The following is a 21,563-nucleotide window of genomic DNA, read 5'->3' as shown; positions in this document are numbered from 1 at the left end:
TGATCGCAGGCAAAAGCTCCAGGAGGAACGAAGATGAAAATCGACGGCGCGTGTCATTGTGGCGCTATCACTTACGAGGCCGAAGTCGATCCGGAAAAGACCACCATTTGTCACTGCATCGATTGTCAGAAGCTAACCGGAACGGCTTTTCGCGTCACCGTGCCGGCGTCCGAGGACAATTACAGGATCACCAAGGGCACGCCGAAGATCTATATCAAGACCGGTTCGAGTGGCGCCAAGCGCGCCCAGGCATTTTGCGGTGAGTGCGGCTCGCATCTCTACGCCACGTCGGCGGGCGAGGGACCGAAGGTTTACGGTATCAGGGTCGGCACGGCACGGCAGCGCGAGCAACTGGTGCCGAGAAAGCAGATCTGGCACCGCTCGGCGCTGCATTGGCTGCCGGAATTCGAAGGCACAACCATCATCGAGGAGCAGTAGCGCCAGACCCGGGCGAAGCCTCCGGTTCCGGCGTAGCTCTCAATCGTCGCCTTCGACGACCCTTAGTCTCAACTGCCCGGTTTTCGAATCGGCGACGCGCGGGCTGCTTTCCGCTTTTGCTCCATTCGAACCAGCGGTGTCCTCCGCCGGCTGCACGCCAAACTCCAGCGCCTCGATCTTTTGTCCGCGCCTGGTCACCTTCGATGTCGAGACCAGAATGTCGTCGATATCCTTGGCCGATTGGCCGAAATGCGTCTGCAATTTGCGCACCCGCTCGTCGAGCCGGGAGACGTCTTCCATCAGCCGGATAACCTCGCCCTGGATCAGGTGTGCCTGCTCGCGCATGCGGGCATCCTTGAGGATTGCCTGGATGACCTGGATCGACAGCATCAAAAGCGATGGCGAGACGATGACGATCCGCGATCGATGCGCCTTTTGGACAACGGCCTCGAAATTCTCATGGATTTCGGCGAACACCGATTCTGAGGGCACGAACATGAAGGCGGTGTCCTGCGTCTCGCCCTGGATCAGGTATTTTTCGGAAATATCGCGGACATGCACCTCGATGTCGCGGCGGAAAGTCTGTGCGGCGGACTTCTGCAGGTCGGCGCCTTCGGCGGCACGGATGGCATTCCACGCCTCGAGCGGAAACTTTGCGTCGATGGCAAGCGACGGCGCGCCGTTCGGCATCTTTACCAGGCAGTCGGGCCGGCTGCCATTCGACAAGGTCGCCTGGAATTCATAAGCGCCGTGCGGCAATCCGTCGGCGACGATGGCTTCCATACGCGACTGGCCGAAGGCGCCGCGCGTCTGCTTGTTGGAAAGGATCGCCTGCAATTGCACGACCTGGCCGGCCAGCGACTGGATGTTGCCTTGCGCAATATCGATGACCGCCAGCCGTTCCTGCAGCTTGGCGAGGCTCTCATGCGTCGATCTCGTCTGCTCGGTCATGGTCTGGCCCAGGCGGCCGGTCATGGCATCGAGACGCTGGCCGATCGACTGTGTCAGTTCCGCCTGGCGCGCCCCGAACACTTCGGCGATGGCGCCCATGCGGCCCTGCATTTCCGCTTGGGATTGCAGAATGCCGGCCATCCGCGCCTCGGCGTCGCGGGCGTGGTCGGCGGCTTCGGCGGCCGCCACTGCACGCGCCTTGGCCGATCGCCACAGCGCAACGACGAGCGCGACGAACAGTCCAAGGAACAGCATTGCGCCGAAACCCAGGGCATGGCCGAGCGTGAGCGTGGTGGCGCCGAGGCGGGCGACAGGTTCGGACAGGATGGTGGCCAGATCGTTCATGCCGACAGCATAGATGATTCGGTCTGCCGGCACAGATCAAAACGTGAACGACCCGAAGGCGTCCCGGTTGACGCTTTTCCTGCGAGGTCTTAGGTGAGACGCCATGTCGATCAAGCCGCTTATCATCCTCCCCGATCCCGTCCTGCGCCAGGTTTCAAAACCGGTCGAGCGTGTCGATGGCGATTTGCGCAAACTGGCCGGCGACATGCTGGACACCATGTATGACGCGCCCGGCATCGGCCTCGCAGCGATCCAGGTCGGCGAACCCTTGCGCATGCTGGTGATCGACCTGGCCAAGGAGGACGAGACGCCGGCGCCGCACGTCTTCATCAATCCCGAAATCCTTGAAAGCTCCGACCAGCGTTCGGTCTACGAGGAAGGCTGCCTGTCGATCCCGGATTACTATGCCGAGGTCGAGCGTCCGGCGGCGGTGCGGGTGAAGTTTCTCGACCGCGACGGCAAGCTGCAGGAGATCGAGGCCGAGGGGCTGATGGCGACCTGCCTGCAGCATGAAATCGACCACCTCAATGGCGTGCTGTTCATCGATTACATCTCCAAGCTGAAGCGCGACATGGTGGTCAAGAAATTCAAGAAGCTCGCCAGGGACAAGGCGCCGGGCAAGATGGTGGGGTAGGCGTCGACGAATGCCCCTGCGTGTCATCTTCATGGGTACGCCCGAATTCTCCGTGCCGACGCTGCGGGCGATTGCCGGGGCCGGGCACGAGTTGGCAGCCGTCTACACGCAGCCGCCGCGCGCCGGCGGCCGGCGCGGGCTCGAACTGACGCCGTCGCCGGTGCAGCGCGAGGCGGAGCGGCTTGGCATCGAGGTGCGGTCGCCGGTGTCGCTGAAGGGCGAGGCGGAGCAGGAAGCGTTCCGCGCCTTAGGTGCCGACGTCGCCGTGGTCGTCGCCTACGGGCTGCTCCTCCCCAAACCCATTCTCGAGGCGCCGCGGCTCGGTTGCCTCAACGGCCACGCATCGCTGCTGCCGCGCTGGCGCGGCGCTGCCCCTATCCAGCGCGCCATCATGGCCGGCGATACCGAAACGGGCATGATGGTGATGCGGATGGAGGAAGGCCTCGACACCGGCCCTGTGGCAATGGTTGAAAAATGTCCCATTGGACCCGACATGACGGCCGGCGATCTGCACGATCGGCTGATGGTCTTGGGTGCTTCGCTCATAGTGCAAGCGCTCGAACGGCTGGAGCGGAATACGCTGACATTTACCACACAGGCGGAGGTGGGGGTGACCTACGCCAAGAAAATCGATAAATCGGAGACTCGCATAGACTGGCTGCGACCTGCCGGCGACGTGCACAACCAGATTCGCGGCCTGTCGCCCTTTCCCGGTGCATGGTGCGAGGCCGAAATCGGCGGCCGCGTGGAACGGCTGAAACTGCTTCGCTCGACGCTCTCGCAAGGCGCCGGCGAACCGGGAGGAATTCTCGATGACCGGCTGACAGTCGCCTGCGGGTCAGGCGCGATCAGGCCGGTCGAAGTTCAACGTGCGGGCGCAAGGCCCATTGCCGCGCAGGAGTTTCTGCGCGGCGCCAAGCTCGAAAAAGGAATGAAATTGTTATGAGCATGATGTCCATACGCGCGGCGACGCCGCGGGACCGCGAGGCGATCCGCCTTGTCGAAGAACACGCATTCGGCCAGCAGACGGAGGCCGGACTGGTCGACGCGCTGGTCACCGGCGGTGATGCCGTCGTCGAACTGGTGGCGGACGAAGACGGGCAAGTGGTCGGCCATATCCTGTTTTCACGGCTTTTCGTGCAGAATGGCGGCAAGAGCTTCCCGGCGGTGGCTTTGGCTCCTTTGGCGGTCGAGCCGTCGTTCCACGGCACCGGCATCGGCGGTGCGCTGGTCCGCGAGGCGCATATCCGCCTGAAGGCTGCTGGCGAGACGCTCGCCGTGGTGCTCGGCGATCCCGCTTACTATGGACGTTTCGGTTACAGCCGCGCCCGTGCAGCGAAGTTCGAGAGCGAGTACCAAAGCGAAGCCCTGCAGGCGCTTGCCTGGGACGAGGCGCCGGAGACCGGCAGGCTGGTCTACGCCTCGGCCTTCGGCTCAGCCCTCGCCGCCTGATTTCGCCTCGATCCGGGAATGCCGCGTTTTCGCCTCGACATCGAATATGACGGCAGTCTCTTCGCCGGCTGGCAGCGCCAGGCCAACCAGCCTTCGGTGCAGCAGGCGATCGAGCGGGCGATCGAGAAGTTCTGTGGCGAGCAGGTTTCGCTGCGCGCCGCCGGCCGCACCGATGCTGGCGTCCATGCGACCGCTCAGGTGGCGCATGTCGATCTGATCAAGGCATGGCCCGGCGACAAGGTGCGCGACGCAGTCAACGCGCATCTGCAAGCGGCCAAGGTGCGCATCGCCATCCTGAAGGCCGCAGTCGTGCCGGATGGCTTCGATGCGCGTTTCTCGGCGATCGGCCGCCATTACCTCTACCGCATCGTCAATCGCCGCGCGCCGGCGGCGCTCGACAAGGGCAAGATCTGGTGGGTACCGAAGCAGCTCGATGCCGGTGCCATGCACGAGGCGGCAAAGGTGCTGGTTGGCCGGCATGATTTCACCACCTTCCGCTCGACCCAGTGCCAAGCCACCAGCCCCATCCGCACGCTCGACCGGCTGGATGTCAGCCGGGCGGGCGATTTCATTGAGGTCCGCGCTTCGGCGCGGTCATTCCTGCACAACCAGGTGCGCTCGATGGTCGGCTCGCTCAAACGTGTCGGCGAAGGCGGCTGGACTGTTGCCGACCTCAAGGCGGCGCTTGAGGCGCGCGACCGTGCGGCCTGCGGTCAGGTGGCGCCGCCCGACGGGCTGTTTCTCGTCGGCGTCGATTATCCGACGCCTGGCTGATCCGGAACGCTGATCCCGAGCAGCGCCTGCAGGCCGAACAGGACGATCAGCGACGCCACGAACATGCCGGCAAAAACGGCGCTGCCGGTGGCCGCACCCCTGCCGATCGCAACGTTGGTCATCCGCCAGGTCAAGACCATCGACAGCGCGAACAACAGCAGCGACACCAGTCCGGAGACTTCGTTGGCCGATGTCAGGAAAAGCCGGATCAACGCCGATGGCAGCATCATCCAGGCGATGATCGCCGAGGCCCAATTGCTGGCCACGACATAATGGACGAAACGGCCGCCGACGCCGACCCGCGGCGCCACCAGGGCGAGGCCTATGAGCGGCAGCACCCAGGCGCCGATATCGACGGTTGCCAGGCGGATCAACATGCTGAAACGGCCGACGAATGCGTTGGGATCGCCGATTTCGTTGGCAATACCGACCCAGCCGACGATCAGTGCCGGCGCCGCGACGACGATGGCAAAAAAGGAGTTCCAGAAACCGTCCGCCGAAAGGTCGAGCAGGCGAAATCCGTCGGCTTTGCCGAGCATCAGCCGCCAGGCACCGGCAAGCGAAGCGTAGGTTTCATCCGCTGAAAGCATCACTAGGATATGTCCTGCGCAAACCAGTCTTCAACGAAGCGCAGATAAATCTGCGTCAGCGTCTCGAGGTCGGCAATCGCCACGCGTTCGTCGACCATGTGCATGGTCTTGCCGACCAGTCCGAATTCGACCACCGGACAATAATCCTTGATGAAGCGGGCATCGGAGGTGCCGCCGGAGGTGGAGAGCGCCGGCTTCCTGCCGGTCACCGCCTTGATCGAGCCGCCAAGCGTCTCGATCAACTTGTCGTCGCGTGTCAGGAAAACGTGGCTCGGTCCGTCGCGCCAGACGATCTCGTAGTCGACCGGCGTCTTCTTGCCGGCGCGGTATTTCTTGCGTTTCGCCGCCCGGTCGAGGCGGTTGTGGATCTCGGCCTGGATCGTCTCGGCGGTCCATGTGTCGTTGAAGCGAATATTAAAGGTAGCCGCCGCCTTCGCCGGGATGACGTTGGTGGCAGGATTGCCGACATCGATGGAGGTCACCTCAAGATTGGTCGGCTGGAAATCCCTTGTTCCGTTGTCGAAGACGGGGTGAAGCAAGGCGTCGACCAGCGTCACAAGGCCGCGCACCGGGTTGTCGGCTAGCTGCGGATAGGCGGCGTGGCCCTGGCGGCCGTTGACGACGACCGTGCCGGAGAGCGAGCCGCGCCGGCCGATCTTGATCATATCGCCGAGCGCATCGGGATTGGTCGGCTCGCCGACGATCGCAGCATGCCATTTCTCGCCCTTGGCAGCCGCCCATTCGAGCAGTTTCGTCGTGCCGTTGATCGCCGGCCCTTCCTCGTCGCCGGTGATCAGCAGCGAGACCGACCCCTTCGGGCCGCCCTTCTGCGCGATATGTCGCGCTACCGCCGCGACGAAACAAGCAATGCCGCCCTTCATGTCGACGGCGCCGCGGCCGAACATCTCGCCATTGGCGATCTCGGCGCCAAAGGGTGGGTGCGTCCAGGCTGTTTCATCGCCCACCGGCACCACATCGGTATGGCCGGCAAACATCAGATGCGGGCCGTTGCCGGAACGCCGCGCGTAAAGGTTCTCTATGTCAGGTGTGCCGGTTTCGGAAAACACCGGGCGCTCGACGGCAAAGCCGAGCGGCTTCAACATTTCTTCCAGCGCGCTCAGCGCACCGCCTTCGGCGGGCGTCACGGAAGCGCAGCGGATGAGAGCAGCCAGATTTCTGGTCGGATCGGTAGGCAGCGTCATGGGCAAAAGCGATAGTCGAAAGCGCAAGGCCTGTCACGGCCAGACATAAGGGCCAGCCATGCCGCCGACATTATGGTTTTCATGCCGTATAAGTTGCGGCAAGGCCTCTCAACCAGGACAGGGCCATCGCATGATCACGCATGGCAGGACGATCGTAATCGCCGGTGCCGGCAGTATCGGGTGCTACGCCGGCGGCTGCCTGACACTTGCCGGGCGAAAGGTGGTTCTGCTGGCGCGGCCTCGCATCGAGAAGGCGCTGCAAAAAGGTGGATTGCGCATCACCGACCGTGATGGCCGCGACCGATCCGTCAAGCCGGAGGCATTGTCGGTCACCGCCGATCCGGCCGCGGCATTCCCCGGTGCCGATGTCATCCTGGCAACGGTCAAGAGCGGCGCGACGCAGGACATGGCCGGGCTTATTGCGGCCTATGCCCGACCGGATGCGGTGGTACTCAGTCTGCAGAACGGCGTCGACAATGCCGATAAATTGCGAGCCCATCTCACCGCCCGGCGGGTGCTCGCGGGCATGGTGCCGTTCAACGTGGTCCAATCGGCGGAGGGCGAATTGCCGCTTCGTCTGCACCGCGCCAGCGGCGGCAAGGTGATGATCGAACAGGGTCCGACAGGCCTTGACGAACTGCTCGACGTCGAGGGCTTTGCCGTCGCCACGCATGGCGACATCGAAGCGGTGCTATGGGGCAAGCTGCTGCTCAACCTCAACAACGCGCTGGTGGCGCTTTCCGGCCTGCCGCTGGCGGCAGAGCTTGCCGATCGCCGCTGGCGGCTGATCCTGGCCGGCCAGATCGACGAAGCATTGGCGGCAATGACGGCGACAGGCATCGAACCCGCTCGCATCGCCGGCCTGCGTCCCGCGCTGCTGCCGAAAGTGCTTCGCCTGCCCGACTGGCTGTTCAAGTTCTTGGCGCGGCGGATGCTTGCCATCGATCCGGCCGCGCGTTCGTCGATGTGGGATGACCTTCAGCGCCGCCGGCCGACGGAGATCGGCGAACTGCAAGGCGCGGTCCTGCGTTTGGCCGAAAAGGCCGGCACGCCGGCACCTTTGCTGAAGCGCGTGACGGCACTGGTGCGCGCGGCCGAGCAGGAGAGAAGCGGATCGCCCTGCCTGTCGCCGGAAGCCGTTGTCGCGACCGTCAGATCGTAGCCCGCACAGGCGCCCAGTAACGGCCCTTGCCGGTGCGCTTGGCTTCGTACAGCGCATGGTCGGAACAGGTGAGCAGGATTTCCGGATCGCCGCCGTCGGCAGGTGCGAAGGCGCTGCCGACGCTCAAGCCGACATGGATGGCGGAACCGACCCCGAGGTCGAAAGGCACCGAGACCTTTTCGATGGCCCGCTTTGCCAGGTAGGTGGCCTCGATCTCCGAGGTTGCGGGCAAAAGGATGACAAATTCATCGCCGCCAATACGGAAGACCACGTCCCCCGGACGGAAGCCGCGCTTCAATCGTTCGGCCACCTTGCGCAGCAGCACGTCGCCGACAGCGTGGCCAAAACGGTCATTGACCTGTTTGAAACCGTCGAGATCCATACTGAGCACTGCAAACGGCTTGCCGCCATTAGCGGCCGGCGCCGCAAGGTCGCGGCACATGTCGCGCAATATCTCCTGCAGGAAGATGCGGTTTGGCAGGCCGGTCAGCGCGTCCTTGATGGCCAGGTCGCGATTGTCCAGTTCGGCGCGGATCATGCGGGCATTGATTGCGTGGTTCTGAAGCAGCACGATGATGACGCCGGCCACATAGAACGGCGTTTGAATTCCGACGATCGGCATTCCGGGCGCCGCAGAAAACAATGCGCCGACCACGTAAGGCAGGCTTACGGCCAACATGACGAATATGGCGAAGCGCGGGGTCGCCGCATTGCGTGACGACACCACGCCGACGACGCCTGCGACATTCAAGGCGGCAAGTACGGAAAGCGCCATATTCCCGCTGGCAACACAGCCATAGCAGCCGAGGCCGAAAACGACCGACCAGACGCCGCTGGCTGCCATCAGGCCCGCCAGCGGCCCTTTCGAGCCGCGCCTGCGGGCCTGCTCGCATTCCCGCATCAGCAGAACGCGGACGGTGAAAAGCATCAGGTCGGCGGCAATCCAGGCGTAGGGCCACCAATCCCCGGTGGCAAGAGCGGCGCTGACTGCAACCAACAGAACGCTGATGGTGCCGAACAGGACTGCGAATTTGCGGTCGAAGGTGGTGTCGAGAAGCCGGGCGCGGACAGCTTCCGGTTCCAATTTCATCGGCGAAGAGAACCAGGCAAAGAGGCGAGCGGCGGCGCTCCACGTTTTGCGCGGCTCCTTGGTGATCAGGGATAGGTCGCTTGCCAGTCGAGCGCTCCGTGCCGGTCGACACAGTCTTCGCCGGCATGCTGGGCCAGGGTGATTAACATTCGCTTAGAGCATCCGGCGCAAACCGGGCTTTCGGAACTCCCCGCTCCGCCGCTCTGGAGCAATTCCAGGAAAAGTGTGAAGCGGTTTTTCGTCCGGAATTGCGTCAAAACAAAAAAGATAGAGCGGTTCGGCGTTTCTGCGAAACGATGAACCGCTCTAGCGGATCTGCCGCCGGGTTGCCGGTTTTAGCTTGCCGGCCCCGGTCGTCTGCGGACTGCAGGCCGGCGCGGCGGGCCCGGCTCGGGATCGGTCTTCGCCGCACGTGCCGGCTGCCCATGAGGGGTTTCGATCAGCGTGATCTTCTGCCAGATCTTTCGCGAGAGGTTCGAAGCCAGGTTCTCGATGTCATTGACGCCGTCGATGACCACGGCGTCATTCACCGATTGCGCGAACAGCGCGGCGATCTTGCCGGTGATCGACAGCATTTCGGAGCAGTAGTCGAGATAGCGGGCAAGGTCGGCGGCGTTGGTGATGCGGGCTGGCGAATGCGCAGTCGGCTTGAAACTGGCTGAAAGCGTTGCCGGATCCTTGGTCAGCTGGTGCATGTCGATGACGTGGATCAGCGACCGCAGCCCGTGGAGCTGGCGAAACACCCGCTTGCGCTTGATCCGCTCCTCGGAGCGAATCAGGGCCAGGAAGCCCAGCACCGCGAGGATGATCATGTTGAGGGAGGCTTCGATGCCTTGCACCGACTGGAAGGCATCGTGGTTTCCCGAGATGCGGCCGAGCGGCAGGATTGTGCCGACGAACAGGAACATCAGCGCTCCGACGACGAAGGCGGCGATGATGAGGCCGCGCAGCCACCAGATCGGCGCCTCCAGCGCCTTGGCTGCCTTTGCCAGATCGCGCGACAGCGACACGAGCTCGGCGGCGACGCCGCGCAAGCCTGCATCGGGAAAGCGCTCGGCGACGCGCCCTTCCAGCCGTTCGGCGGTTTCGAGGATCAGTTTCGGATCAAGCGAGCGGTAGCGCATGACGAAATGTCCGATCGGTGCTCAGGGTTCGGCCGGGGCGTTGGTGCGCTTGCCGTAGCGGTTGGGGCCGGGTTGCCCTGGAAACAGGCAAAGCACGAGGAAAGCGATGATCGAGACAACCGGCACGAACAGCACCAGCGCCGCAACGCCCGGCTTGTCGAGGTCGTGCAACCGCTTGACCGCCAGCACCACGTTCGACCAAAGCGAGGCAATGAAGGCGATGAAGAAAATGAACGACCACATGTTGCTCTCGGTGGTGCCCTCCGGCACCAGCGTGAAACGGTAGAGCGGGAAGGCCTGTATGATGGCCACCAGCAGTCCTCCAAGAAAATAGGCCGCGCGGCTGACGCGGCCCGAAGCTTTGAAGAAAAGCCAGATGAGGTCGGATCTTTCAGGCAAGCGAATTCCGTCCGTATTCGTTGAGAAAGATCAATCGCGCAGCAATTCGTTGATCGATGTCTTGGACCGGGTTCTGGCATCGACCCGCTTGACGATGACGGCGCAGTAGAGGCTGGGGCCGGGCTCGTTGTTTGGAAAAGGCTTGCCCGGCAGCGAGCCGGCGACGACGACGGAATTAGGCGGCACCTCGCCGTAGAAGATCTCGCCGGTGGCCCGGTCGACGATCTTGGTCGACTGGCCGATGAAGACGCCCATGCCGAGCACCGAGCCTTCGCGAACGATGCAGCCTTCGACCACTTCGGAACGGGCGCCGATGAAGCAATTGTCCTCGATGATGGTTGGGCCGGCCTGCATCGGCTCCAGCACACCGCCGATGCCGACGCCGCCTGACAGATGCACATTCTTGCCGATCTGGGCACAGGAGCCGACCGAAGCCCAGGTGTCGACCATGGTGCCGCTGTCGACATAGGCGCCGACATTGACGAAGGACGGCATCAGCACGGCGCCGGGCGCGACGTAGGCGGAGCGGCGCACGATCGACGACGGCACGGCGCGGAAGCCCGCCTTCTCGAAATCGACGGCGCTCCAGCCGTCGAATTTTGAGGGCACCTTGTCCCACCATACCGCCTGACCGGGACCGCCCTCTATGATCTCCATCGGGGTGAGCCGGAACGACAGCAGCACCGCTTTTTTCAGCCACTGGTTGACGTGCCATTTGCCGTCGGCCTGCCGCTCGGCGACGCGTGCGACGCCCCGGTCGAGCAGGTCGAGCGCCGATTGGATGGCCTCGCGCGTCTCGCCGCGGGTTGCGGTCGAAATCGTGTCGCGTTCCTCGAAGGCGTTCTCGATAATCTCCTCGAGGCTCGCGAGATCGGGCTTCGACATGAATTCGCTCCATTACCAAGCTGTTAAGGGCCGGCGCCTTAACCTGTTTGAAAGTCGCGCGGACCCTATGTGAAGGCTTGGGGAGGGTCAATCGCGGCAGCGTCACGGGACGGCGCAGGTGAATGATTGGACGGGTAAAGCAAGTATGACTCCCATGGAAAAGGCGGGATGGACGCCGCTGCCGCATTCGGACGAGGATCTGGAGCGGTCGAGAAGCGTGCCGGACACGCCGCAAACGCGCGCGGAGACATATCGGCTGGCCTGGAACGATCCCGATTTCATGACGCGGCGCGAGTTGCGTGCGGTCAGACTGCAGCTCGAACTGCTTAAACCGGAGATGATCCTGGCCGAGCGCGGCATCCAATCGACCGTCATCCTGTTCGGCGGCGCCCGCATTCCCGAGCCCGGCGGCGAAGCCTGGGCGGCCAAGAACGAGACGCAGAAGAAGAACCTCGAGCAAAACAGCAAATATTACGAGGAGGCGCGCAAATTCGCCCGCCTCTGCTCACAGCAGTCGGCCACCTCGTACTATCGCGAATTCGTCGTGGTGACCGGCGGCGGGCCGGGTGTCATGGAGGCCGGCAATCGTGGCGCCGACGATGTTGGCGCGCCGTCGATCGGTCTCAATATCGTGCTGCCACACGAGCAGGCGCCAAACGCCTACGTGACGCCGGAACTCTGCTTCAACTTCCACTATTTCGCGGTCCGCAAGATGCATTTCGTCATGCGTGCCAAGGCCGTTGCGGTGTTTCCAGGCGGCTTCGGCACGATGGACGAGTTCTTCGAGACGCTGACCCTGATCCAGACCGGCCGCATGGAACGCGTGCCGGTCATTCTGTTCGGCAAGGCTTTCTGGGCAAAGGCGATCGACCTCGATTTCCTCGCCGAGCAAGGCACGATCACACCCGGCGATCAGGATATCATCGATTTCGTCGACACCGCTGACGAGGCCTGGGGGATCGTCAGCCGCTTCTATAAACTTTGACATGCAAGCAAGGACTTGAAGCGCGCCGGCTGCCTCAAGCAGGGACTTCCACGATCGCCGTGAGAAAGCTGGCGAGGTCGTCGGTGACGAAGTCCACATCGTCCTCGTTGGCCGGGTCGCGTTCCCAGATTTCCGAGAAGGTCGGCTCGAAATTGCGCGGCACCACCAGCACCGTAGTCATGCCCAGCGATTTCGGCACCGACAGGTTGCGGGCAAGATCTTCGAACATCACCGCATTTTGTCCGGTAACGGCGTGGAGTTCGGCAAATTTCTCATAGGATTGCCGCGCCGGCTTCGGGTTCAGTCCGGCTGCGACGATATCGAAAATATCATCGAAATGCTCGAGAATGCCCAACTGCCGCGCGGTGCGTTCGGCATGCCGGCGATCCCCGTTGGTGAAGATGAATTTACGGCCGGGAAGCTGGCGAATGGCGGTGCCTAGGACGGGATCTGGAACCAGCCAGGAATAATCGATGTCGTGCACTTTCTCGAGAAAATCGTCGGGGTCGATGCCGTGGCGCGTCATCAATCCGTTCAGCGTCGTGCCATATTCGCGGTAGAGCTCCTTTTGCAGCTTGCGTGCTTCCTCGCGCGGCAGCGTCAGCAATTCTCCGACGTAGGCGGTCATCTTCACATCGATCTGCGAGAACAGATTCGAATGATGCGGATAAAGCGTGTTGTCGAGATCGAACACCCAGTCGGTGACATGGGCAAAGCGGGCGGGGTCGGGAAGTGTCGTCATACGTCCTTATGGCACGAAACGATCTTTCTAACAGGAGGTTTATCCACAACCTATGCGCGCCCTGGGTGGTAAAAATGGCGCCATGATTAAAATCTTAAGCATCGCCGAAAGGTGACATTCAGCGCTTTGCTGGAACCAAGACGGACCAGTGGGAGCAAGCGATGAATCGCATATTTCTAAAGTCTGCCGCCATCGCTTTCGCCTCCGTCGCGGTCTCGCTTTTGCTGACGCTGATCGTCGTGCCGGCAATGGGGTTTCCGATCAATCGCACCATCTGGCTGACATCCACCGTGTGCCCGCTCGCGCTGGCCTGGAGCGTCGGCGCCTATACGTTCTGGCAGGGCGAAAGGTTGCAGACCGCGCATCGCGAGCTCGCCCGCGCCCATGCCCAACTCGCCGCCGCGCACAGGCGCTTGGCGGAAAAGGCGAGCCGCGACGACATGACCGGCATGCTCAACCGCGAAAGTTTTTTTGCCGCTCTCGACGGCTCCCGGCGCAAATCCGATCGCGGGGCATTGCTGATCGTCGATGCCGACCATTTCAAGACCATCAACGACAGCTACGGCCATCTGATCGGCGACGATGCGCTGCTCCTGATCGCAAACGCGATAGAGCGTGGCGTGCGCAGCGGCGACGTGCTTGGCCGCATCGGCGGCGAGGAATTCTGCGCCCTTCTGATTGGTGCCACCGAACACGAGGCCAGGCGCGTCGCCGAGCGCATCCGGCGTGAAGTCGAGCGTATCCGTTTCCGGCCCGTCGACGAACGAACGGTTCCGCTTACAGTCAGTATTGGCGGCATCACCTGCGGCAGAGACGCTGCAGTGTCGGAGCTAATGCGCGCTGCCGACCAGCGGCTCTACGAGGCCAAGCATCGCGGCCGCAATCTGTCGATCATCGACCGCGATATTTCCGAAGCCGCCTGAGCTCGGCCCTAAGCCTTCTGCTGCATTCAACCGCGCCGCTGCCAGACTGTCAAAATCCGAAGATGGCGATGCGGAACAGCAGGGCGGCCGCCGCCAGCGCCACCAGAGCGATGCCAAGGCCGATGGGAGAGCCCCAGCCATACCAGTCCATCGCCAGCTTGGCATATTTGAACTCCTCGGCCGGTGTGAGTGGGCCGCGCGTCGGGGTCTGATTCATGTTTCACTCCTTGCAGGCTGCGACAGGCCTTGCCTTGCGCCTGATGCAGCATATTACTATAATAGCCATAATGTTAGGCAGTTTGATAGTTAGATGATCGAAATAAATTCGTCAAGCATGAATCGGGCCGACATGAAGACCGCCATCAGCCTTGCCATTATGGGCTGGCAGGACGCGACGCAGACTTATGACGAGGCAGTGGGCGATAGGCTTGGGCTGAGTATGGCGGAACGCCATTGCCTGGCGCTGCTCTATGGCGGCCCGCGATCGGCTGGCGAGGTCGCGGCCGCAACAGGGTTGACGCCGGCCGCGGTCACCGCGCTGATCGACCGGCTGGAGGCGCGCGGCCTGCTGACACGAACGCGCAGCCTTGAGGACAGGCGCAAGGTGGTCATAGAGGCGACGGAACTCACGCGAGAACTATCGACGCGCTATTATGGCGCGATCGCGCAGGAGGGGGAAAAGGTGATCGCCACATTTAGCGACACTGAGCTCGCCACGATCCTGCGCTTCGTTACGGCGTCGCTCGACCTTCAGCGCGACCAGCTGGCCCGGCTGAAGGCCGAGGCTTTGGAAACAGCCGACAGCCTATAGGCTCGCCGGGTCGAGCGCTGGCTCGCCTTTGCGGCGCGCCACGATCGCCGCAAGATCGGCGGTCTCGAAAGCATCACGCAGGGCGGCGAACGACGGCAGCACGAAATAGGCACGCTGGAACTTGTCGATCTCGTAGCCGGTGCGCATCACGGTTTCCAGGTCGAAGGGGACATGGTGCGCCTCACCGCCTTCGACCGCGAACTGAAGCTCCGTGAAGGATGACATAAGCCCGGCGCCGAAAGCCTTCAGCGGCTGGCCCGGCTCGCGTATCAGCCCGTATTCGACGGTGTACCAGTAAAGCCTGGTGATCATCTCGTCGCCGCCGAGCGCAATCACGCTGTCGGCCCTTTTGCCATACATCTGCATGAAGTCGGCAAAGACCGGCTGCGTCAGGATCGGCACGTGACCGAAGAAATCGTGGAACATGTCGGGCTCGACGATGTAGTCGAGCTCCTTTTGGGTTCGCAGCCAGTTGGTGACCGGGAACCGGCGGTTGGCGAGGTGGTCGAAGAACGGTTGGGCGGGAATGAGCCCCGGCACGGCGACGATCTCCCAGCCGGTGAACTTGCGCAGCTTCTCGCTGACCGCACCGAAATCCGGGATCTTATCGAGAAGACCGAGTGCCGCGACGCCGTCGAGGTAGGAATGGTGGGCGAGCTTCCTGGTCAGCTTCGTCTGGCGGTCGCACAGCGTGCGCCACACCGCCTGTTCTTCGTCGCTATAATTGTAGCCCTGCGCCACGGTGAAATCGGTACGGCAGACCGAATAATCGCCGCGAAGGCCTCGCGCAGCGCATTCGCGGGCATAGTCGGCAACGTTCATTGTCATGGCTTGCTCTCCCTGGAAATCATGATCAGCGGATTGCCGGAAATTCTAGCGGGATGGCGCGAGGCAAATCAGCTTTGATGGTGGCTCAAATGCGGGGTTGGAGGTAAAAGACTCCACGATCGAGCTTTGGGAGAGTGAAAATGCCTCAGTTTGATGAATTCGAGATCAAGATGCTCGACATCCTGCAGCGCGACGGGCGCAAGCCGGTCTCCGAATTGGCGCAGGAGATTGGGCTGTCGACGACACCTTGCGCGCGGCGCTTCGAGGCCCTTCAGCAGGCGGGCATCATAAAGGGCTTTGCTGCGGTGCTCAGCCGCCGCGCCGTCGGGCTGATGGTCGAAGTGTTCATCCAGGTGCGCCTCGTAACCCACAGCGACGGCTCGCCCGAAACCTTTATCGCCGCCGTGCAGCGCATGGACGAGGTGTCGTCGTGCTGGACGATGACTGGAGACTACGATTTCCTGCTGCATGTCATGGTGCCGTCGGTCGACGAGCTCAATGCCTTCGTCATGCACCGGCTGATGCGGCTCGAAGGCGTGCGCGACGTACACACGCAGCTTGTGCTGCAGAACATCAAGGGGCCTGGCCATGTGCCGCTTGCACATCTCAGACGATAGGCATTTCTGCGGAAAAGCTGCACACAAACTGCTGAAGCAAGCCAATCTCCGGAACTAGATCGCCGACTACGACATGCGGACCGCCATTGCATAAGGCCCGCCATGAAAATCGTCTTGATCAACCCGCCGCATACCGCCATCGGCAGCCGTGTGCCGGACGACCATCTGCCGCCGCTCGGTTTGCTGGCACTGGGCGGTCCGCTGATCGACGCGGGACATCAAGTGCGGCTTGTGGATGCCGAATTCGGGCCGATGGCGCTTGCCACGCTGGTCGGGGACGCGTTGAGCGACCATCCCGACTGCATTCTGATCGGCCATTCCGGCTCGACCTCTGCACATCCGACAGCCCTGCTGATCGCCGACATGGTCAAGGACATCGAGCCAGCGACAATCCTGATTTATGGCGGCGTCTTTCCGACCTACCATTGGCGCGACATACTGGCTGAAACGCATGCCTTCGACTTCATCGTGCGCGGCGAGGGCGAGGCGACCATCGTCGCGCTGATCGAAGCGCTGGAGAAACGCAAGCCGCTCTCGGACGTGGCGGGCATCGCCTTTCCTGACGATTTGCGGCGGCCCTTCGCCACCAAGCCGGCAAGGACGATCGCCAACCTCGACGACTACCGCGTCGGCTGGGAACTGATCGATGTCAGCCGCTACAGCTATTGGGGAGGCAAGCGTGCGGTGGTCATGCAGTTCTCGCGAGGCTGTCCGCATCTGTGCAACTATTGCGGCCAGCGCGGCTTCTGGACGCGCTGGCGGCACCGCGACCCCGTGAAGTTCGCGCGGGAGATTGCCTGGCTATACCGCGAGCATGGCGTCGAGCTGATCAACCTTGCCGACGAGAACCCGACGTCGTCCAAAAAAGCCTGGCGCGCCTTTCTCGATGCGATGATCGCCGAGAATGTGCCGGTGCTGATCGTCGGCTCCACCCGCGCCGACGACATCGTCCGCGACGCCGACAGCCTGCATCTTTATCGCCAGGCCGGCGTCATCCGCTGGCTGCTTGGCATGGAAAACACCGACGAGCAGACGCTCCAGTTGATCCGCAAGGGCGGCAGCACCTCATCCGACCGCCAGGCGATACGGCTGCTGCGCCTCAACGGCATCTTGTCGATGGCGACCTGGGTGGCCGGTTTCGAGGACGAAAGTTTGCGCGACCTCTGGCGCGGCTTCCGCCAGCTGATCGCTTATGACCCCGATCAGATCCAGGCGCTCTATGTGACGCCGCATCGCTGGACGCCGTTCTTCAGGATTGCCAGGGACCGCAAGGTGATCCAGCTGGACGCCCGCCTGTGGGACTACAAGCACCAGGTCCTGCGGATGACCCGCCTCAAGCCGTGGATGCTGTTCTTCGCCGTCAAGCTGATCGAACTGGCGGTGCAGTCGCGGCCCAAGGCCTTGGCGCGCATCCTGTTCCACAAGGATCCGGAGCAACGACATTCGATGCGCTGGTACACCAGAATGGGCCGCCGCGTCTGGTTTCGCGAAGTCTGGGGCTTTCTGGTCCGCGACCGCCGCCTCAAAAATGGCCCGACGCTCGCCGAATTCTGGGGCGCGCCGCAAGACGAGGACGAGGAATCGATGGTTGTCGAACGCCTGCCGCGTCAGTCCGTGACCGCTATTTCGCCAAACGCTTGAGCCCCTGAGACACCCGGCCTCACGGCACGATCAGCGTGCCGGCGCCGTGTTCGGTGAACAGCTCGAGCAGCACCGCATGCGGCGTCTTGCCGTTGAGGATGACGACGCCTGCGACGCCGCGCTCGATTGCCTCGATGCAGGTCTCGACTTTGGGGATCATGCCGCCCGAGACCGTGCCGTCCTTGATCAGGGCCTTGGCCTCGGCCACGGTCAGCTCGTCGATCAGCTTCTTGTCCTTGTCGAGCACGCCGGGCACGTCGGTAAGGAACAGCAGGCGCGTCGCCTGGCAGGCGCCGGCGATGGCGCCGGCAAAAGTGTCGGCATTGATGTTGTAGGTATGGCCGTCGCGGCCGGGCGCCACCGGCGCCAGCACCGGGATCATTTCGGACCGCGCCAGGAGGTCGAGCAATGTGCGGTCGACCTCGACAGGCTCACCAACGAAGCCCAGGTCGAGCACCCGTTCGATGTTGGAATCCGGATCGATCATGGTCTTGCGCGCCTTTTCGGCAAACACCATGTTGCCGTCCTTGCCGCACAGGCCGATCGCCCACTCGCCCTCGGCATTGATCAGCGCGACGATCTCCTTGTTGATCGACCCGGCCAGCACCATCTCGACAATCTCGACGGTCTTCTGGTCGGTGACGCGCAAGCCGCCCTCGAATTTGGATTCGATGCCCATCTTGCTGAGCATGGCGCCGATCTGCGGCCCGCCGCCATGCACGACGATCGGGTTGACGCCGGATTGTTTCAAAAGTGCGATGTCGCGGGCGAAAGCCTTGCCGAGCGCGATGTCGCCCATCGCGTGGCCGCCATATTTCACCACGACCGTCTTGTTCTCGTAGCGCTGCATATAGGGCAGCGCCCTTGAAAGCAGCGCGGCCTGCATTTCGGCGGTGGCGGCGACATCCGTCATCGGCGTGGTTCCCAGCTTGGCATGAACGGCGGCGTCTTAGCGGGAATTGGACGAGGGGGCAAACGGCTTTGCTGTCACGATCGATCAAATCACCGCCTATGCCGGCCGCTGCAGCGGCGCCCGTCGGCCCAGCCAGCCCGAGATCCTTTCCATCTGCGCGGCGAACGACAAAAGCGTTTCCTCGTCGCCGGGGCGGCCGGCGGCCTGGACGCCGAGCGGCAGGCCGGCATCGGTGATGTAAACCGGAAGCGTGATCGACGGTTGCCCGCTGACGTTCTGGATCGCCGGCCAGTGCGTGAACCACAGGCTCTTGTCCATCAGCTGGCCGAATAGCGGCTTGAACTTCAGCAGGCCGGCGAGGCGCAGTCTGTCCAGGACATTCTCGATGAATTCGTCGGCGCCTTTCGGGTCCATGGTGCCGCAGGCGAGCGGCGGGTGCGCGATGACAGGCATCAGCACTGCATCATAATGCGCGGTTTCGGTGATAAGCCGGCGCGAGGTTGCGTGCAGCCGCTGCAGGCCGGCATAGATTTCGCCGGCCGAGAGAATTTCACCGAACCGGCTCATCACGCGCGTGGCGCGTTCGATGTCGCCTGAGATGGAGCGGCCGACGCGCAAGGCCTCGCCACGCATCGTGCCGGCCACCGCCGCAGCGACGGTTCTGGCGAAATCGGCGATGAAATCGCGATCGATATAGGGCAGGTCGATCTCCTCGACGCTGTGTCCGCCTTCGCGCCCCAGCCCGATCGCCGCATCCAGAGCTTTCAACGTCTCTTCCGATATCGGCAGGCCGAGCGGCGATTTTCGATAGAAGGCGAGCTTGAGCTTGCCCGGATCGCGCCCGGCGGCCGCAGTGAAACTGCCGTTCGGCGAGGGTGCCGCGTAGGGCGACAGCGGGTCGGGCCCGTGGGTCAGGTCGAGCAGCAGGGCCGTGTCGCGCACCGAGCGAGCCAGCGCATGGTCGACGACGAAGCCGTACCAGCTTTCGGTGACGAGTGGCGTCAAGGGCACCCGGCCGCGCGACGTCTTCAGCCCGACCAGCCCGGTACAGGCCGCAGGCACCCTGATTGAGCCGCCGCCATCCGAGGCATGCGCCACCGGCACGACGCCGGCCGCGACCAGCGCAGCCGCACCGCCTGAGGAACCGCCGGTCGTATGCGCGGTGTCCCATGGGTTGCGGGTGATGCCGAAAGCCGCCGATTCGGTCACCAGCCTCAGCCCGTGTTCGGGTGCGGTGCTGGTGGCGATCGGAATCAGGCCGGCGGCCAGATAGCGTTCCGTCATCACCGAGCTGAAATCGGGGGTGAAGGCCGGGATGCGGCTGCCGCCATGCGTCGGCACGCCTTTCATGGCGATGCCGAGGTCCTTCAGCGCAAAGGGCACTCCGGCAAGCGGCAGCTTGTGGTCGACGGTTTTCGCTCGCGCCCGCGCCGCCTCAAAAAGCGGTTCGGCGATGGCGTTGATCTCCGGCAGGGTGGCCTCGGCCCGGGCGATCGCCGCATCGACGAGATCTTGCGGTGTGATCTCTCCCTTGTGCACGAGTGCGGCCTGGCCGGTTGCGTCATGCTCCCACAGAACCCGCTCGATCGACATGGTCGCCCTCCCGCTCATTGCAAGCTAGCGGGCGGCGATTTCATTGGCAATCGAGGCTGGCGCTGCCGGTGCGCAAGACCATTTCAGTCGTTGCAAATGCATTGCAATCGCCTAATTTGGCGGCGGATGACGCCGCAGGACATCAGCAACCTGATTGTCCGGACTTCGATGAAGGACCGGGCTGCGTTCGATCTGCTCTACCGGCAGACCAGCGCGAAACTTTTCGGCGTCTGCCTTCGTGTATTGAAGGATCGGGGAGATGCTGAAGAAGCGCTTCAAGAGGTCTTCGTCAAGATATGGACGAAGGCGGACCGTTTCGCCGTTTCGGATCTGAGCCCGATCTCCTGGCTGGTGGCCATTGCGCGCAATCATGCGATCGATCGGATCAGGGCGCGGCGAGAGCCTGCCGCCTATATCGATGCCGCGCTCGACGTGGCCGATCCGGCGCCGGGGCCGGAGGCCATGGCCGTGGCGGGCGGTGAGTCCGAACGCATCTACCATTGTCTCGAGGAATTGGAGAAGGATCGGGCGGCGGCCGTTCGGGGCGCCTATCTGGATGGCAAAAGCTATGCCGAACTGGCGGAGCGCTATGGCGTACCGCTGAACACGATGCGGACCTGGCTGCGGCGCAGTCTGTTGAAACTGAGAGAATGCCTGGAAAGATGACGCTGGCTGACGACAATGGACCGGAACGTGGGGGCGACGACCTGTTCGCCGCCGAATACGTTCTTGGCGTTCTGGCCGCCGATGAACGCGAGATCGCGTCGCGCCGCATCGATGCGGACGCCGCCTTCGCGCGCCTTGTCGATGCCTGGGAGGCGCATCTTTCGCCGATGGCCGCCGCCTATCCGGAGACAGAGCCTCCGATCAGGGTCAAGGAAGCATTGGACCGCCGGCTTTTCGCTGCAGAGCCGCGCGCCGGCCTGTGGTCGAGCCTTGGCTTCTGGCGCGGTCTTGCCGCCGCCGCCATTGCGGCGCTGGCGATCTACATCGCCGTGCCTTACTTCCGCCCGTCCACCGAACCGCCGCAGGCGCGGCTTGTCGCCTCGCTGGCGGCCGAAGGCAGCGACGTCAAATATCTCGTCGTCTACGATGCCGCCCGTCACGAGGTCGGTCTTTCTCACGTTTCCGGTGAGCGGGCCGCCGGCAAGGACTTCGAACTGTGGATGATCGAAGGCAAGAAGGCGCCGGTGTCGATGGGCGTCATCCCGGCCGGTGCGACCGCGCATTTGGCCATCCCGCCCGCCGTCCAGGAGAAATTGGCGCAAGGCGCCGTGCTTGCGGTCAGCGTTGAGCCGGCCGGCGGTTCACCGACCGGCCAGCCGACTGGACCGGTGGTCGCAGCGGGCGATCTGAAGAGCATCTGACCGCTTCTCATCGCGGGAAGCAGACCTGAAATCTATCTCCCGTGATTTAGACGCCTGCAAAGCTTGTTGGCGGCTGTCGATCCGCGCTAGGCAAATT

25 protein-coding genes are annotated in these 21,563 nt (G+C 63.2%); 13 read left to right on the top strand and 12 right to left on the bottom strand.

Annotated features, from left to right (window positions below):
* The first annotated feature begins 33 nt into the window (after window positions 1-33).
* Entirely contained in the window at window positions 34-438 is a 405-nt protein-coding gene (locus tag NKH33_RS13710; protein WP_023676952.1) for a GFA family protein, read from the top strand.
* Between the two features lie 39 nt (window positions 439-477).
* Here the strand turns inward: NKH33_RS13710 and NKH33_RS13705 are convergent, their stop codons facing one another.
* Window positions 478-1,734 carry a DNA recombination protein RmuC gene (locus tag NKH33_RS13705; protein ID WP_352919954.1) on the bottom strand — a complete coding sequence of 419 codons (1,257 nt, stop codon included), beginning with the start codon at window positions 1,732-1,734 and terminating at the stop codon, window positions 478-480.
* A 103-nt stretch (window positions 1,735-1,837) separates the two neighbouring features.
* Here NKH33_RS13705 and def point away from each other — a divergent pair, with 103 nt between their 5' ends.
* The 4 genes from def to truA are packed head-to-tail and all read left to right on the top strand — an operon-like array spanning window position 1,838 to window position 4,594.
* Entirely contained in the window at window positions 1,838-2,368 is a 531-nt protein-coding gene (gene def / locus NKH33_RS13700; protein WP_352539945.1) for a peptide deformylase, read from the top strand.
* Window positions 2,369-2,384: 16 nt separating this feature from the next.
* Window positions 2,385-3,314: a methionyl-tRNA formyltransferase gene (fmt, locus tag NKH33_RS13695; RefSeq protein WP_352920118.1), complete on the top strand. Its 930-nt coding sequence runs from the start codon at window positions 2,385-2,387 to the stop codon at window positions 3,312-3,314.
* Entirely contained in the window at window positions 3,311-3,820 is a 510-nt protein-coding gene (locus tag NKH33_RS13690) for a GNAT family N-acetyltransferase (RefSeq protein ID WP_352919951.1), read from the top strand. The genes fmt and NKH33_RS13690 overlap by 4 nt, the downstream gene beginning before the upstream one ends.
* Before the next feature lie 18 nt (window positions 3,821-3,838).
* On the top strand, window positions 3,839-4,594 hold the full coding sequence (gene truA, locus NKH33_RS13685; protein WP_352539947.1) for a tRNA pseudouridine(38-40) synthase TruA: 756 nt from the start codon (window positions 3,839-3,841) through the stop codon (window positions 4,592-4,594).
* Here truA and NKH33_RS13680 read toward each other — a convergent pair.
* The gene (locus NKH33_RS13680; RefSeq protein WP_352455970.1) at window positions 4,576-5,184 is read right to left on the bottom strand and encodes a transporter; all 609 of its coding nucleotides are present in this window, start codon (window positions 5,182-5,184) and stop codon (window positions 4,576-4,578) included. The genes truA and NKH33_RS13680 overlap by 19 nt on opposite strands.
* 2 nt (window positions 5,185-5,186) lie before the next feature.
* Window positions 5,187-6,386, bottom strand: coding sequence for a succinyl-diaminopimelate desuccinylase (gene dapE, locus NKH33_RS13675; RefSeq protein WP_352919947.1), 1,200 nt, complete (start codon window positions 6,384-6,386; stop codon window positions 5,187-5,189).
* Window positions 6,387-6,516: 130 nt separating this feature from the next.
* Between dapE and NKH33_RS13670 the strand changes: the two genes are divergently transcribed.
* Window positions 6,517-7,548, top strand: a complete 1,032-nt coding sequence (locus NKH33_RS13670; protein ID WP_352919945.1) for a 2-dehydropantoate 2-reductase — start codon at window positions 6,517-6,519, stop codon at window positions 7,546-7,548.
* On the opposite strand, the gene NKH33_RS13665 is transcribed toward NKH33_RS13670, so the two are convergent.
* From NKH33_RS13665 to dapD, 4 genes are all read right to left on the bottom strand, one after another.
* Window positions 7,538-8,638, bottom strand: coding sequence for a GGDEF domain-containing protein (locus NKH33_RS13665; protein ID WP_352472353.1), 1,101 nt, complete (start codon window positions 8,636-8,638; stop codon window positions 7,538-7,540). The genes NKH33_RS13670 and NKH33_RS13665 overlap by 11 nt on opposite strands.
* Window positions 8,639-8,973: 335 nt before the next feature.
* Window positions 8,974-9,762: a hypothetical protein gene (locus NKH33_RS13660; RefSeq protein ID WP_352455973.1), complete on the bottom strand. Its 789-nt coding sequence runs from the start codon at window positions 9,760-9,762 to the stop codon at window positions 8,974-8,976.
* 21 nt (window positions 9,763-9,783) lie between these two features.
* Complete coding sequence (locus NKH33_RS13655; protein ID WP_352539950.1) at window positions 9,784-10,161, bottom strand: DUF805 domain-containing protein; 378 nt, start codon at window positions 10,159-10,161, stop codon at window positions 9,784-9,786.
* A gap of 30 nt (window positions 10,162-10,191) precedes the next feature.
* The gene (gene dapD, locus NKH33_RS13650) at window positions 10,192-11,046 is read right to left on the bottom strand and encodes a 2,3,4,5-tetrahydropyridine-2,6-dicarboxylate N-succinyltransferase (RefSeq protein ID WP_352455975.1); all 855 of its coding nucleotides are present in this window, start codon (window positions 11,044-11,046) and stop codon (window positions 10,192-10,194) included.
* Window positions 11,047-11,191: 145 nt separating this feature from the next.
* Between dapD and NKH33_RS13645 the strand changes: the two genes are divergently transcribed.
* Window positions 11,192-12,031, top strand: coding sequence for an LOG family protein (locus NKH33_RS13645; RefSeq protein WP_352455976.1), 840 nt, complete (start codon window positions 11,192-11,194; stop codon window positions 12,029-12,031).
* A 34-nt stretch (window positions 12,032-12,065) separates the two neighbouring features.
* Here NKH33_RS13645 and NKH33_RS13640 read toward each other — a convergent pair whose 3' ends face one another.
* On the bottom strand, window positions 12,066-12,773 hold the full coding sequence (locus NKH33_RS13640) for a pyrimidine 5'-nucleotidase (protein WP_352455977.1): 708 nt from the start codon (window positions 12,771-12,773) through the stop codon (window positions 12,066-12,068).
* A 161-nt stretch (window positions 12,774-12,934) separates the two neighbouring features.
* Here NKH33_RS13640 and NKH33_RS13635 point away from each other — a divergent pair, with 161 nt between their 5' ends.
* Complete coding sequence (locus NKH33_RS13635) at window positions 12,935-13,696, top strand: GGDEF domain-containing protein (RefSeq protein WP_352568520.1); 762 nt, start codon at window positions 12,935-12,937, stop codon at window positions 13,694-13,696.
* 49 nt (window positions 13,697-13,745) lie between these two features.
* On the opposite strand, the gene NKH33_RS13630 is transcribed toward NKH33_RS13635, so the two are convergent.
* On the bottom strand, window positions 13,746-13,913 hold the full coding sequence (locus NKH33_RS13630; RefSeq protein WP_352744285.1) for a hypothetical protein: 168 nt from the start codon (window positions 13,911-13,913) through the stop codon (window positions 13,746-13,748).
* Between the two features lie 93 nt (window positions 13,914-14,006).
* On the opposite strand from NKH33_RS13630, the gene NKH33_RS13625 reads away from it, so the two are divergent.
* The gene (locus tag NKH33_RS13625; protein WP_352919943.1) at window positions 14,007-14,507 is read left to right on the top strand and encodes a MarR family winged helix-turn-helix transcriptional regulator; all 501 of its coding nucleotides are present in this window, start codon (window positions 14,007-14,009) and stop codon (window positions 14,505-14,507) included.
* Here NKH33_RS13625 and phhA read toward each other — a convergent pair.
* Window positions 14,502-15,335, bottom strand: a complete 834-nt coding sequence (gene phhA, locus NKH33_RS13620) for a phenylalanine 4-monooxygenase (RefSeq protein WP_352919941.1) — start codon at window positions 15,333-15,335, stop codon at window positions 14,502-14,504. The two genes, NKH33_RS13625 and phhA, sit on opposite strands and share 6 nt — an antisense overlap.
* Window positions 15,336-15,475: 140 nt before the next feature.
* On the opposite strand from phhA, the gene NKH33_RS13615 reads away from it, so the two are divergent.
* Entirely contained in the window at window positions 15,476-15,952 is a 477-nt protein-coding gene (locus NKH33_RS13615; RefSeq protein WP_023677481.1) for an Lrp/AsnC family transcriptional regulator, read from the top strand.
* A gap of 102 nt (window positions 15,953-16,054) precedes the next feature.
* Complete coding sequence (bchE, locus tag NKH33_RS13610) at window positions 16,055-17,593, top strand: magnesium-protoporphyrin IX monomethyl ester anaerobic oxidative cyclase (protein WP_352919939.1); 1,539 nt, start codon at window positions 16,055-16,057, stop codon at window positions 17,591-17,593.
* 19 nt (window positions 17,594-17,612) lie between these two features.
* On the opposite strand, the gene argB is transcribed toward bchE, so the two are convergent.
* Together argB and NKH33_RS13600 are read right to left on the bottom strand one after the other, a co-directional pair.
* Window positions 17,613-18,506 (bottom strand): acetylglutamate kinase, encoded by an 894-nt coding sequence (argB, locus tag NKH33_RS13605; protein WP_023677482.1) that lies wholly within the window; start codon window positions 18,504-18,506, stop codon window positions 17,613-17,615.
* 96 nt (window positions 18,507-18,602) lie between these two features.
* A complete protein-coding gene (locus NKH33_RS13600) occupies window positions 18,603-20,099 on the bottom strand; it encodes an amidase (RefSeq protein ID WP_352919937.1) in 1,497 nt (498 codons plus the stop codon).
* 126 nt (window positions 20,100-20,225) lie between these two features.
* Here NKH33_RS13600 and NKH33_RS13595 point away from each other — a divergent pair, with 126 nt between their 5' ends.
* On the top strand, window positions 20,226-20,765 hold the full coding sequence (locus tag NKH33_RS13595; protein WP_352501141.1) for a sigma-70 family RNA polymerase sigma factor: 540 nt from the start codon (window positions 20,226-20,228) through the stop codon (window positions 20,763-20,765).
* Entirely contained in the window at window positions 20,762-21,466 is a 705-nt protein-coding gene (locus NKH33_RS13590) for an anti-sigma factor (protein WP_352472348.1), read from the top strand. Before NKH33_RS13595 ends, NKH33_RS13590 begins: the two co-directional genes overlap by 4 nt.
* Window positions 21,467-21,563: the final 97 nt, after the last annotated feature.

The organism is Mesorhizobium sp. M1182 (assembly GCF_040318335.1).
Taxonomy (GTDB): domain Bacteria; phylum Pseudomonadota; class Alphaproteobacteria; order Rhizobiales; family Rhizobiaceae; genus Mesorhizobium.
This window is presented reverse-complemented; position numbering and strand designations above follow the sequence as displayed.

Bases quoted from the DNA above. Each gene is read 5' to 3' on its own strand.
- NKH33_RS13595 (WP_352501141.1), top strand. From the start codon at position 20,226: ATGACGCCGCAGGACATCAGCAACCTGATTGTCCGGACTTCGATGAAG.
- NKH33_RS13630 (WP_352744285.1), bottom strand. From the start codon at position 13,913: ATGAATCAGACCCCGACGCGCGGCCCACTCACACCGGCCGAGGAGTTC.
- NKH33_RS13640 (WP_352455977.1), bottom strand. From the start codon at position 12,773: ATGACGACACTTCCCGACCCCGCCCGCTTTGCCCATGTCACCGACTGG.
- NKH33_RS13615 (WP_023677481.1), top strand. From the start codon at position 15,476: ATGCCTCAGTTTGATGAATTCGAGATCAAGATGCTCGACATCCTGCAG.
- NKH33_RS13680 (WP_352455970.1), bottom strand. From the start codon at position 5,184: ATGCTTTCAGCGGATGAAACCTACGCTTCGCTTGCCGGTGCCTGGCGG.
- phhA (WP_352919941.1), bottom strand. From the start codon at position 15,335: ATGACAATGAACGTTGCCGACTATGCCCGCGAATGCGCTGCGCGAGGC.
- NKH33_RS13705 (WP_352919954.1), bottom strand. From the start codon at position 1,734: ATGAACGATCTGGCCACCATCCTGTCCGAACCTGTCGCCCGCCTCGGC.
- dapD (WP_352455975.1), bottom strand. From the start codon at position 11,046: ATGTCGAAGCCCGATCTCGCGAGCCTCGAGGAGATTATCGAGAACGCC.
- bchE (WP_352919939.1), top strand. From the start codon at position 16,055: ATGAAAATCGTCTTGATCAACCCGCCGCATACCGCCATCGGCAGCCGT.
- NKH33_RS13635 (WP_352568520.1), top strand. From the start codon at position 12,935: ATGAATCGCATATTTCTAAAGTCTGCCGCCATCGCTTTCGCCTCCGTC.
- argB (WP_023677482.1), bottom strand. From the start codon at position 18,506: ATGACGGATGTCGCCGCCACCGCCGAAATGCAGGCCGCGCTGCTTTCA.
- NKH33_RS13710 (WP_023676952.1), top strand. From the start codon at position 34: ATGAAAATCGACGGCGCGTGTCATTGTGGCGCTATCACTTACGAGGCC.
- truA (WP_352539947.1), top strand. From the start codon at position 3,839: ATGCCGCGTTTTCGCCTCGACATCGAATATGACGGCAGTCTCTTCGCC.
- NKH33_RS13665 (WP_352472353.1), bottom strand. From the start codon at position 8,638: ATGAAATTGGAACCGGAAGCTGTCCGCGCCCGGCTTCTCGACACCACC.
- NKH33_RS13600 (WP_352919937.1), bottom strand. From the start codon at position 20,099: ATGTCGATCGAGCGGGTTCTGTGGGAGCATGACGCAACCGGCCAGGCC.
- NKH33_RS13690 (WP_352919951.1), top strand. From the start codon at position 3,311: ATGAGCATGATGTCCATACGCGCGGCGACGCCGCGGGACCGCGAGGCG.
- dapE (WP_352919947.1), bottom strand. From the start codon at position 6,386: ATGACGCTGCCTACCGATCCGACCAGAAATCTGGCTGCTCTCATCCGC.
- NKH33_RS13670 (WP_352919945.1), top strand. From the start codon at position 6,517: ATGATCACGCATGGCAGGACGATCGTAATCGCCGGTGCCGGCAGTATC.
- def (WP_352539945.1), top strand. From the start codon at position 1,838: ATGTCGATCAAGCCGCTTATCATCCTCCCCGATCCCGTCCTGCGCCAG.
- NKH33_RS13590 (WP_352472348.1), top strand. From the start codon at position 20,762: ATGACGCTGGCTGACGACAATGGACCGGAACGTGGGGGCGACGACCTG.
- NKH33_RS13660 (WP_352455973.1), bottom strand. From the start codon at position 9,762: ATGCGCTACCGCTCGCTTGATCCGAAACTGATCCTCGAAACCGCCGAA.
- NKH33_RS13625 (WP_352919943.1), top strand. From the start codon at position 14,007: ATGATCGAAATAAATTCGTCAAGCATGAATCGGGCCGACATGAAGACC.
- NKH33_RS13645 (WP_352455976.1), top strand. From the start codon at position 11,192: ATGACTCCCATGGAAAAGGCGGGATGGACGCCGCTGCCGCATTCGGAC.